The organism is Crossiella sp. CA-258035 (genome assembly GCF_030064675.1).
GTDB lineage: Bacteria > Actinomycetota > Actinomycetes > Mycobacteriales > Pseudonocardiaceae > Crossiella.
Genome location: NZ_CP116413.1, coordinates 2,035,552 through 2,046,941 on the forward strand (window position 1 = coordinate 2,035,552; position 11,390 = coordinate 2,046,941).

8 protein-coding genes are annotated in these 11,390 nt (G+C 72.0%); 7 read left to right on the forward strand and 1 reads right to left on the reverse strand.

What is annotated here, in order from left to right:
- Window positions 1-273 precede the first annotated feature (273 nt).
- On the forward strand, window positions 274-981 hold the full coding sequence (locus N8J89_RS09925; RefSeq protein WP_283664035.1) for a dienelactone hydrolase family protein: 708 nt from the start codon (window positions 274-276) through the stop codon (window positions 979-981).
- Here N8J89_RS09925 and N8J89_RS09930 read toward each other — a convergent pair.
- Window positions 978-3,005: a neutral/alkaline ceramidase gene (locus tag N8J89_RS09930; protein ID WP_283664036.1), complete on the reverse strand. Its 2,028-nt coding sequence runs from the start codon at window positions 3,003-3,005 to the stop codon at window positions 978-980. The two genes, N8J89_RS09925 and N8J89_RS09930, sit on opposite strands and share 4 nt — an antisense overlap.
- Window positions 3,006-3,259: 254 nt before the next feature.
- Between N8J89_RS09930 and N8J89_RS09935 the strand changes: the two genes are divergently transcribed.
- The 6 genes from N8J89_RS09935 (at window position 3,260) to murG (ending at window position 11,356) form a co-directional block, all read left to right on the forward strand.
- Window positions 3,260-4,771 carry a UDP-N-acetylmuramoyl-L-alanyl-D-glutamate--2,6-diaminopimelate ligase gene (locus N8J89_RS09935; protein ID WP_283666136.1) on the forward strand — a complete coding sequence of 504 codons (1,512 nt, stop codon included), beginning with the start codon at window positions 3,260-3,262 and terminating at the stop codon, window positions 4,769-4,771.
- Window positions 4,768-6,243 carry a UDP-N-acetylmuramoyl-tripeptide--D-alanyl-D-alanine ligase gene (locus N8J89_RS09940; RefSeq protein WP_283664037.1) on the forward strand — a complete coding sequence of 492 codons (1,476 nt, stop codon included), beginning with the start codon at window positions 4,768-4,770 and terminating at the stop codon, window positions 6,241-6,243. The genes N8J89_RS09935 and N8J89_RS09940 overlap by 4 nt, the downstream gene beginning before the upstream one ends.
- Window positions 6,240-7,334 (forward strand): phospho-N-acetylmuramoyl-pentapeptide-transferase, encoded by a 1,095-nt coding sequence (mraY, locus tag N8J89_RS09945; RefSeq protein WP_283664038.1) that lies wholly within the window; start codon window positions 6,240-6,242, stop codon window positions 7,332-7,334. The genes N8J89_RS09940 and mraY overlap by 4 nt, the downstream gene beginning before the upstream one ends.
- Window positions 7,331-8,698 carry a UDP-N-acetylmuramoyl-L-alanine--D-glutamate ligase gene (gene murD, locus N8J89_RS09950; protein WP_283664039.1) on the forward strand — a complete coding sequence of 456 codons (1,368 nt, stop codon included), beginning with the start codon at window positions 7,331-7,333 and terminating at the stop codon, window positions 8,696-8,698. Before mraY ends, murD begins: the two co-directional genes overlap by 4 nt.
- 7 nt (window positions 8,699-8,705) lie before the next feature.
- Window positions 8,706-10,124, forward strand: coding sequence for a putative lipid II flippase FtsW (ftsW, locus tag N8J89_RS09955; RefSeq protein WP_283664040.1), 1,419 nt, complete (start codon window positions 8,706-8,708; stop codon window positions 10,122-10,124).
- Window positions 10,125-10,252: 128 nt separating this feature from the next.
- Window positions 10,253-11,356, forward strand: coding sequence for an undecaprenyldiphospho-muramoylpentapeptide beta-N-acetylglucosaminyltransferase (murG, locus tag N8J89_RS09960; protein WP_283664041.1), 1,104 nt, complete (start codon window positions 10,253-10,255; stop codon window positions 11,354-11,356).
- The last annotated feature ends 34 nt before the right edge of the window (window positions 11,357-11,390 follow it).

Genomic DNA, 11,390 nt, shown 5'->3' on the forward strand with positions numbered 1-11,390 from the left:
TTGCGGGGCGGGGTCTGGGCTGCCGGGGCCGATTCCAGCGTGCTCGCGACCCTCTCGTCTTCTCCGCACGACCTTCCGACAGCAAACCACACCTCCCCACCCGGCCCCCGTCACATTGGGCGGCTAGGGCGGCGACAGGTTGCAGGGGCCGGGCGGGGAGGCGCGGTCAGCAGTCTCCAGGCCGTACGGAGAAGACGAGAGGCCCGCTTTGTGGGTTTTCACCCCCGGGCTGCGCCCGAACCCCGGCGCATCGGTGCTCCTAACATGGCGCAAATGACGACGCGCATGGAGACCGTCACCGTCTCCGACGGCACCTTCGACCTCACCGTCTGGCTTCCCGAAGCCCCCGCTCCGCGCCCCGGCATCCTGCTCGTCCAGGAGATCTTCGGCGTCGGCCCCTACGTCAAGGCGGTGGCCGAGGATCTGGCCGCCCTCGGTTACGTGGTCGCCGCTCCCGACCTCTTCTGGCGGCAGCACCGCAACTGGGCCGCCGGTCACGACGACGCCGGTCTGCAAGCCTCCATGGCGCTCGTCGGCCAGTACGACTTCCCCCGTGGCGTCGTCGACTGCCAGGCTTCCCTCGACGTCCTGCGCGGACTGCCCGAGGTCGCCGGTCAGCCCGTCGGCGCGCTGGGCTTCTGCTTCGGGGGGTCGATGACCTTCTTCCTTGGCGCGCAGGGAAACCCGGATGCCGTGGTCTCCTTCTACGGCTCCGTTGTGCCGGACAATGCGGCCCTGCTCGACAAGATCAGCGTGCCCACGCTGATGCACTTCGGCGGCGACGACCCCTACATCGCCCGCGCGGACATCGCCAAGGTGGAAGCCGCGGCCGAGGGCAAGCCGCATGTTGAGCTGCACGTCCAGGAGGACGCTGGGCACGCCTTCCACAACCGCATGGCCCCGGCTTTCCACCACCCGGAGGCGGCGGCCAGGGCCTGGCGGTTGACGGAGGAGTTCCTGGGGCGGGTGTTGCCGGTCTAGTTCACCGTGAACTCCGGCGACGTGCCTGTGAACGCGGTGATCTTGGTGGACAAGGCTTTCGCGTCGCCGGAGTACACGATTCGGTACTTCCCGGGCTGGGTGTTGGCTGGGATGTCCCAGGTGACCGTGACGCGGGAGGCGGCCACGCCCCAGCGGGCCCAGTGGAACTTGGTGGACCAGTCGCCGTCGTCGGCGACCCGCTTCCAACCGCTGCCCTCCTGGCGCTGGACCTCCAGGTAGCTGCCGCCGCGGTGCAGGTTGTTGTTCGGGTGTGCGCCGGCGAACTCGACCTTCACCTGCTGGCCCTTGGTGTAGGCGGCCGACGGGGGAGTGACCGTGTCGCCGAAGTTGTGGCCGATGGGCGGGGCGTCCAGGACCACGCCGGGCTGCACGGTCCACTTCGAGCCGGACAGGTCCGGCACCGCGGGGCCGGGGCTGGTGCCGCGTCCGGCCTTCAGGTCGGCCGCGACCCTGGCGAACTCCTGCTGGTAGGCAGGCAGCGCCCAGCGGCCGAACATGGTGTGGCCGCCCTCGTAGTCCTGCTGGTCGTACTCCTCCGGCGTGGTCAGGTAACCCGAGTAGTCGTTGGTGTAGCCCGAGACCAGCACGTTCTCCAGCGGGGCCCCGGTCGCCGCGGCCACCGTCCTGCGCAGCCGCAGGCCGGCCACGATGGTGGTCTCCTTGGACAGGGTGGCCAGGTAGAACTGGCCGATCTTGAGCACCTGCACCGGCAGGATCTTCGGGGTCAGGCCCAGCGCGCCGGTGTCCAGCAGGATGTCCTTGGGCGCCTGGCAGGCCCGCAGCTCCGGCGATGCCTGGTAGCGGGCCTTGGTGACCAGCTCGATCAGCGGGTTGTTGCCGACCCCCTCCTTGAAGATGTCCGGACCCGGCCCGTCCTCGGTGCTGCCCGCGGCGAAGGCCGCGCCCATGGCCGCGCCGCAGGTCTGGTGCGCCGCGCCGTCGCCGGTGAACTCCGGGCGCACCGCGACGTTGCTGAAGTCCACGAAGGACATCCGGGAGCCGATGCTGCCGGTGACCGCGGTGCCGCCGCCGTCCAGCAGCCGCTTGGCCGCGGCGAACTGGCGCTCGCCGATGATCTTCGTGTTCGCGATGTGGTCGCCGGTGGGACCGGTGCCCGGCTTCAGCGCCAGGTTCGGGCTCATGTCACCGGCGCTGGTCTGCGCGAAGGCCGCGATGAAACCGGGCGAGCCGCTGAGGTAGTCCACCCCGCTGACATCGCGCTCCCAGTGGTAGGACGCGTAACCCTTGTTGTCACCGGAGATCAGCTTGTGGTCGCCGCGCAGGCTGGTGCCGTGGGTGGCGAAGAAGTTCAGCGCGCCCACCGGCTTGCCGCCGCGCTCGAAGCGCAGCAACGTGGTCTGCGGGTCGATGCCCTCCGGGAAGTACGCCTTGTCCGCGGCCGGGTTCCGGTCGAAGGCCCGCCGCGACCGGTTCACGCTGGCATCCCGCAGCTCGCCCTTGCCCAGCCGCACCGTGCCCGGCGCCAGGTCCTGGTGCGCCAGCTTCACCGACTGCACGATGCCGTCCACGATCGCCTTGAACGTGTCGTCGTGGTAGCCGAAAGTCGTGATGTTGTAGAGCGAGTAGTGCGAGTACCCGCCCGGCCCGGAGTGGGTGTGCGTGGCCGACAGCGACAGGTTCGCGTCGGTGTACTGCCCGCCCAGCTCCTGCCCGAGCCGCTTGAGCACCGCCTGCCGGACACTGGCGAAGATCTGCCCCACGTCCACCGTGACCAGCGCGACCCGTTGCGCCCCACCGGAGTCGGCCACCACGAACGCCCTGGACCGCTGCCGCTGGTGGATCCCGGCGGTCTGCTGGTCCAGCTTGGCGTAGCCCATCATGCCGCGCTCGGCCGGTTCACCCGTCACATCGGCGATGCCCCGGCCCACCAGGTAGGTGTCCGCGGGCTCGGCCGACGCCGGGTCCAGCTGGGTCAGCACCCCGGCGCCGAGCAGGGCGGCCAGGGCGAGGGTCAGGGCAGGTCTGATGCGGTGCAGGCGCATGGGGTTCAGCCCTTCCGGCCAGTGGTGGCTGTGACCTGGGACACGGCAAGCGTTGGCTTGAAGGTAGCGAGGGTCCCGGTAAATGTGAACCCATCTCACGTATGGCGGCGGTGGATCACGCCCAGTAGCACAGTCGGGCCGTGCTAGGCCACTCAGCGCACGCCGGTAGCCTCTCGCGCGTGCCATCAGTGGTCGCTACAGCCCCGCCTCGTCCCTCGCTGACCGAGCCGGTCCGACTGGACGAGCTAGCCGGCATGGTCGGCGCCGTTCTCGCTGGTGACAACGGACGCGAGCACGCAGCGGTCCGGGTCACCGGCGCCACCCTGCGCGCCCAGCAGGCCCAGCCAGGAGATCTTTTCGCCGGTCTGCCCGGCGCCCGCGCGCACGGGGCCGCGTTCACCGCCCAGGCGGTGCGGGGCGGCGCGGTCGCGGTGCTCACCGACGCCGCGGGCGCGGAACTGCCCGAGGTGCGCGAGTCCGGCCTGCCCGTGCTGGTGCACCCCGATCCGCGGGCAGTGCTGGGCGCGCTGGCCGCGCGGATCTACGGCAACCCCTCCGACCGGCTGTCCATCATCGGCATCACCGGCACCTCGGGGAAGACCACCGTCAGCACGCTGATCGAGGCCGGGCTGCGCGCCGCCGGCCGCACCACCGGGCTGATCGGCACGGTCGCCACCGTGATCGCCGGGCAGCGCCTGGACAGCGCGTTCACCACCCCGGAAGCCCCTGACCTGCAAGCGCTGTTCGCGCTGATGCTGGAGCGCGGGGTCAGCGACGTGGCGATGGAGGTCTCCAGCCACGCGCTGTCCCTCGGCCGGGTCGCCGGCACCCACTTCGCGGTCGGCGCCTTCACCAACCTGTCCCAGGACCACCTGGACTTCCACGCCGACATGGAGGACTACTTCGCCGCCAAGGCCAAGCTGTTCGACGGCCGCGCGGACAAGGCGGTCGTGGTGGTGGACAACGAGTGGGGCCGCAGGCTGGTCACCGAGGACACCGTCACCGTCTCCCTCGGCGGCGAGGCGACCTGGCGGGCACTGGAGATCAGCACCGAGACCACCGGCATCCAGCGCTTCCGCGCGGTCGGCCCGGACGGCATCGAGCTGAAGCTGGCCATCCGGCTGCCCGGCGACTTCAACGTGGCCAACGCGCTGCTGGCCGCGGCCTGCCTGCACGCGGCCGGGGTGCCGGACGCGGCCATCATCGAGGGCCTATCCAGTGTGGACGTGCCCGGCCGGATGGAACGGGTGGTGCGCGGCCAGGACTTCACCGCCGTGGTCGACTACTCGCACAAGCCCGGCGCGGTGGCCGCGGTGCTGGACTCGGTGCGCGAACAGGCCAAGGACAGCCGGATCATCCTGGTGCTGGGCTGCGGCGGCGACCGGGACAGCGCCAAGCGCCCGCTGATGGGCGAGGCCGCGGCCCGCCGCGCCGAGCTGACCATCGTCACCGACGACAACCCGCGCACCGAGGATCCTGCCGAGATCAGGGCCGCCATGCTGGCCGGCGCGCGCGCCGTGCCGGAGAGCGAGCGCGGCGAGGTCGTCGAGGTCGGCGACCGCGGCGCGGCCATCCGCGAGGCGGTCCGCCGCGCGGGACCCGGCGACGTGGTGGTGGTCGCGGGCAAGGGCCACGAGACGGGGCAGGAGATCAACGGGGTCGTGCATCCGTTCGACGACCGCCAGGTACTGGCCGAGGCCATTGACGCGCGGCTGACTGACAACCCGGGCGCCGCTTCCGGCGTCCACCCCACGGAGGGTTCATGATTCCGCTCAGTCTCGCCGAGATCGCCGAGGCGGTCGGCGGGCGCCTGCACAACACCGACGGCAGCCCGAAGATCACCGGCAGCGTGGAGTTCGACTCCCGCCAGCTGACCCAGGGCGGCCTGTTCCTGGCGCTGCCCGGTCAGCAGGTGGACGGCCACGACTTCGCCGCCGCCGCCGTCCAGGCGGGCGCGGCCGGGGTGCTGGCCGCCAGGGAGGTGGACGCGCCCGCGGTGATCGTGCCGCCGGTGGCCGAGGCCAACCACAGCTCCTACGTGCTCACCGGCGACACCGACGGCTCCGGCGCCGCGGTACTTGCCGCGCTCAGCAAGCTCGCCCGGCTCTCCGTGGACACCCTGGCCCGCGCGGGCCTGGCCGTGGTCGGGGTCACCGGCTCCTCCGGCAAGACCTCGACCAAGGACCTCATCGCCCAGGTCCTGGAGCCGATGGGCCCCACGGTCGCGCCACCCGGCTCGTTCAACAACGAGCTCGGCCACCCGTGGACCGCGCTGCGCGCCGACGCGGCCACCCGCTTCCTGGTGCTGGAGCTCTCCGCCCGCGGCGTCGGCCACATCGGCCAGCTGTGCCGGACCGCGCCGCCGCGGATCGGCGTGGTGACCAACGTGGGCTCCGCGCACCTGGGCGAGTTCGGCTCCCAGGAGGCGGTCGCCCAGACCAAGGGCGAGCTGCCCGAGTCGCTGCCCTCGGCCGCGGAGGGCGGGGTCGCCGTGCTCAACGCCGACGACCCGCTGGTCGCCGCGATGGCCGAGCGCAGCAAAGCCAAGATCGTCTTCTTCGGGACCGACCCGAAGGCCACCGTGCGCGCCGAGGACGTCGACCTCGACGAGCAGGCCCGCGCCACCTTCCGCCTGGTCTCCCCGCAGGGGGAGGCGGAGGTGAAGCTCGGCCTGCACGGCGTGCACCACGTGTCCAACGCGCTGGCCGCCGCCGCGGTCGCGCTGGAACTGGGCGCGACACCCGCGGAGGTCGCCGACCGGCTCTCCGCGGCGCGACGGGTCTCCGCCCGCCGCATGGAGGTCACCACCCGCGACGACGGCGTCACGGTGGTCAACGATTCGTACAACGCCAACCCGGAGTCGGTGCGCGCCGCGCTCAAGACCCTGGCCGCCATGAGCCGCACGGAGCCGCGCCGCCGCAGCTGGGCCGTGCTCGGCGTGATGGCCGAACTGGGCGAGGACAGCATCGCCGCGCACGACGCGATCGGCCGGTACGCGGTCCGGTTGGACGTCAACCGGCTCGTCGTGATCGGCGAGCAGGCAGCCGCGATGCACCAGGGCGCGTACCTCGAAGGGTCATGGGGAGAGGAGTCCGTACTCGTGCCGGACGTCGACGCCGCCATCGCGCTGCTGCGCGAACAGGTGCGGCCAGGGGACGTCGTGCTGGTGAAGGCGAGCAAGGCGGCCGCGCTGTGGCGGGTCGCCGACGCGCTGCTCGATGGCGGTGACACCGCGTGAAGGGCATTCTCGTCGCGGCCGCGATCGCGCTGATGGTCTCCATCCTGCTCACCCCCTACCTGATCAAGGTCTTCTCCCGGCAGGGCTTCGGCCAGGAGATCAGGGAAGAGGGTCCCCAGCACCACCAGACCAAGCGCGGCACCCCCACCATGGGCGGTATCGCGATCCTGCTGGCCATGTGGGCCGGCTACGGGACCAGCCACCTGTTCGTCTACCTGACCAGGGGAGCGAACGAGCAGGTCGGCCCGACCGCCTCCGGCATCCTGGTGCTGTTCCTGACCACCGGCCTCGGCCTGGTCGGCTTCCTGGACGACTTCATCAAGATCCGCAAGGCCCGCAACCTGGGCCTGTCCGGCACCGCGAAGATCGTCGGCCAGGTGCTCACCGCGACCATCTTCGGCTACCTCGTCTTGCAGTTCCCGGACGCCAGCGACTACCACCTCACCCCTGCCTCGGTGAACCTGTCCTTCGTCCGGGACATCTCGATCATCTCCTTCGGCGCCATCGGGTTCATCATCTTCTGCAACCTGCTGGTGGCCGGCTGGTCCAACGCGGTCAACCTGACCGACGGCCTGGACGGCCTGGCCGCGGGCACCGCGGCGATGGTGCTGGGCACCTACGTGGTCATCTCGTTCTGGCAGTTCCGGCTGGACTGCTCCGAGCGCCTCAACCCGGCCTGCTACTACGTCCGCGACCCGCTGGACCTGGCGATCGTGGCCGCCGCGGCGATGGCCGGCTGCGTCGGCTTCCTCTGGTGGAACGCGGCCCCGGCCAAGATCTTCATGGGCGACACCGGCTCGCTGGCCCTCGGCGGCCTGGTCGCCGGTCTGGCCATCACCACCCGCACCGAGCTGCTGATGTTCGTGGTGGGCGGCCTGTTCGTGGTCGAGGTGCTCTCGGTCAGCCTGCAGATCATGGTCTTCCGCACCACCAAACGAAGACTGTTCCGGATGGCGCCGTTCCACCACCACTTCGAGCTGGCCGGCTGGGCGGAAACCACGGTGATCATCAGGTTCTGGCTGATGGGCGGCATCTGCTGCATGATCGGCCTCGGCCTGTTCTACAGCGAGTGGCTGGCCTCGGGCGGATGAGCCCGTCCCAGTTCAGCGGCGCCTCGGTCCTCGTCGCGGGGGCCGGGGTGTCCGGCCTGTCCGCCGCCCAGGCCCTGGCCGAGCTCGGCGCCAAGGTCACCGTCACCGACGGCAACGAGGCCAGGCTGGCCGCGATCACCGAGCACCCTGCCGCGCTCGCGCTCACCGAGCCGCCGCCGGGCACCGACCTGGTGGTCACCAGCCCGGGCTGGCGGCCGGACACCCCGCTGCTGGCCGCGGCCGCCGCCGTGGGCATCGAGGTCATCGGCGAGGTCGAGCTGGCCTGGCGGCTGGACCAGGAGGCCCCGGACGGCCCGCGTGAATGGCTGGTGGTCACCGGCACCAACGGCAAGACCACCACCGTCGGCATGCTGGAACACATCCTGCGCGCGGCCGGCGCGGACGTGGTGGCCTGCGGCAACGTCGGGCTGCCGGTGGTGGACGCGGTCCGCGCTGGGCACCGGGTGCTCGCCGTGGAGCTGTCCAGCTTCCAGCTGCACTGGTCGCCCTCGGTGCGGCCCAGCGCGGGCGCGCTGCTCAACATCGCCGAGGACCACCTGGACTGGCACGGGTCCCTGGACGCCTACGCGGGCGCCAAGGCCGCGGTGCTCACCGGCAAGGTCGCCATCGGCAACCTGGACGACCCGATCGTGGCCGGGCTGCTGGCCGGGTGCCCGGCTCCGCGCAAGATCGGCGTCACCCTGGGCGAGCCGGAACCCGGCCAGTTCGGCGTCTCCGGCGGCAACCTGGTGGACCGGGTGGACGAGGCCGTGCTCACCGAGGCCGCCGCGATCCGCCCGCCGGGACCGCCCGGCATCGCGGACGCGCTCATCGCCGCCGCGCTGGCCCGCGCGCACGGCGTCCCCGCCGAGGCGGTGCGCACCGGACTGGCGAACTTCCAGCCGATCGCGCACCGGGCCAGCCCGGTCGCCGAGGTCAACGGTGTCCGCTACATCGACGACTCCAAGGCCACCAACCCGCACGCGGCCGCCTCCTCCCTGCACGCCCACGACCGGGTGATCTGGGTGGCCGGCGGCCTGCTCAAGGGCGCCTCGGTGGAGCAGCTGGTCGCCGAGGCCGCGCCCCGGCTGGCCGGTGTGGTGCTGATCGGCCAGGACCGGGAGGTGATCGCCGCCGCGCTGGCGCGACACGCCCCCGAGGTCCCCGTGCACACGGTGACGGAGGGGGACGATAAGGCCATGGTCTCGGTGGTGAGAGCGGCGAGCGCAATGGCACGACCGGGTGATGTTGTCCTACTGGCGCCCGCGGCTGCCTCGATGGACATGTTCACCGACTACACCCACCGGGGCCGCGCCTTCGCGCAGGCCGTGCGAGAGGTGCTCCAAGCTCCTGAGGCGGGGTGAAGCCGGGATGCCCCGACGGACCCGCCGGACCTCCCGGGTCTCCTGGCGCTCGGCGCTGACCGCCTGGCTGAGCAGGCCGCTGGCCGACTTCCACCTGGTGCTGGCGATCTTCGGCCTGCTCACCATCCTCGGCCTGGTCATGGTGCTGTCGGCCTCGATCCCGGACAGCCTGAACAAGTTCAACTCCGGCTACGTGATCTTCGGCAAGCAGCTGGCCTACGTGGTGGTCGGTCTGGTGCTGTTCTGGATCGCGCTGCGGCTGCCGGCCAGAACCCTGCGCCGGCTGAGCATCCCGGCCATGGTGGTCAGCCTGCTGCTGCTCATCCTGGTGCTGGTGCCGGGCATCGGCGCCGAGCTGAACAAGGCGCGCAGCTGGTTCAAGCTCGGCCCGCTGTCGTTCCAGCCGGTGGAACCGGCCAAGGTCGCGCTGGTGCTCTGGGGCGCGCACGTGCTGGCCACCAAACGCGCCATGCTGCACCAGTGGCGGCACCTGCTGGTGCCACTGGTGCCCGCGGCGCTGATGATGTTCGCCCTGCTCATGCTGCAACCCGACCTCGGCTCCACCATCACCCTCGCGGTGATCGTGCTGTCCCTGCTGTGGTTCGCCGGCGCGCCGCTGCGGCTGTTCGGCGTGATCGCCCTCGGCGCGGTCACCGGCGCGATCGCGCTGGCCATGTCCGCGGCCTACCGGCTGGAACGCCTGACCTCCTTCTTCGACCCCACCGCGGACCCGACCGCCTCCTACCAGTCCACGCAGGCGCTCTACGCCCTCGGCGACGGCGGCATCTTCGGGGTCGGCCTCGGCCAGGGCAAGGCCAAGTGGAGCTACCTGCCCAACGTGCACAACGACTTCATCTACGCGGTGATCGGCGAGGAGCTCGGCCTGATCGGCGCACTGCTGGTGCTGGTGCTCTTCGGCCTGCTCGCCTACGTCGGCCTGCGCATCTCCCAGCGCAACACCGACCCCTGGATCCGGCTGGTCTCGGCCACCCTCACGGTGTGGCTGGTGGCCCAGGCCGCGATCAACATCGGCTACGTGGTCGGCCTGCTCCCGGTCACCGGCCTGACCCTGCCGATGATCTCCTCCGGCGGCACCTCGGCCGCGGTGACCATGCTGGTCTTCGGCATCCTGGCCAACAACACCCGGCACGAGCCAGAGGCCGTGGCCGCGCTGCGCACCCTCGGCCCCGGCCGGGTCGGCAAGCTGCTCCGCCTGCCCGCCCCCGAGCCCTACCGGCCACCGGCCAAGCGCAAGCCGGTCCGCCCGTCCACCCCGCCCCGCCAGGCCGGCCGCCCGGTGCGCGCGGCCGCCCACCAGGCCGCCACGGCCCAGGACGACCGGCGGCGCACCAGGCGCAACACCGGCAGCCCCGATCCGCGGCGCAGAGCGGGATACCCGAACAGCCGGGAAGGCCGCATCCGCTGATCGACACCGGCCATGGCACTGCGTAGCGCACCGGGCGCACGCAGTGTCACAGGCGGATTTTGTTACCCTCGCGGCCATCCGCACCCCCCATGTCGATGCCTGGGATACCGGGCTGGAGGACTTCCGCAGTGTCTGGTGAAACCGTCCGAAGTGGACCCTGTGTCGTCGTCGCCGGAGGCGGCACCGCCGGGCACATCGAGCCCGCGCTGGCCCTGGCCGACGCGGTGCGCCGGATCCGGCCCGATGTCAGGGTGATCGCACTGGGCACCGAGCGGGGCCTGGAGACCAAGATCGTGCCGGCCCGCGGCTACCAGCTGGAGTTGATCCCGCCGGTGCCGATGCCGCGCAAGCCCACCCCCGAGCTGCTCCGGCTGCCGCTGAAGGTCAGGGACGCGGTCCGCCGCACCCGCGAGATCTTCGACCGGCACGGCGCGGACGTGGTGGTCGGCTTCGGCGGCTACGTGGCGCTGCCGGCCTACCTGGCCGCCCGCGGCCGGGTGCCGATCGTGGTGCACGAGGCCAACGCGCGCACCGGCCTGGCCAACAAGGTCGGCGCCCGCTTCGCCGCCGCGGTGGCCGCCGCGGTGCCCGGCAGCGGCCTGCCCGGCGCCAAGGTCATCGGCATCCCGCTGCGCCAGTCCATCACCACCCTGGACCGGGCCGCGCTGCGCAACGAGGCCCGCCGGTTCTTCGGCCTGCACCCCACCGCCCCCTGCCTGCTGGTGGTCGGCGGCTCCCAGGGCGCGCGCTCGATCAACACCGCGGTCTCCGCATCGGCCGGGCAGTTCGCCGCCGCCGGCATCGGCGTGCTGCACGCGCACGGGCCCAAGAACACCGTGGCCGTGCAGCAGGTGCCGCACGCGCCCGCCTACGTGCCGGTGCCCTACCTGGAGCGGATGGACCTGGCCTACGCCGCCGCGGACGCGGTGCTCTGCCGCTCCGGCGCGATGACCGTGGCCGAGGTCTCCGCGCTCGGCCTGCCCGCGGTGTTCGTGCCGCTGCCGATCGGCAACGGCGAGCAGGCGCTCAACGCCAACCCGGTGGTGGACAACGGCGGCGGCCTGCTCATCCCGGACAGCGAGCTGACCGCGCAGCGGATCTCCGATCAGGTCATCCCGATGCTGCGGGACCCGGAGCGGCTGGCCAAGATGGGCGCGGCGGCCCAGTCCGGCGGACACCGCGAGGCCGACATGGTGCTGGCCCGCATGGTGCTGGACCAGGTGCGCCGGTGAGCGCCCCGGAGGTCGGCCCGCTGGACGAGCGCCT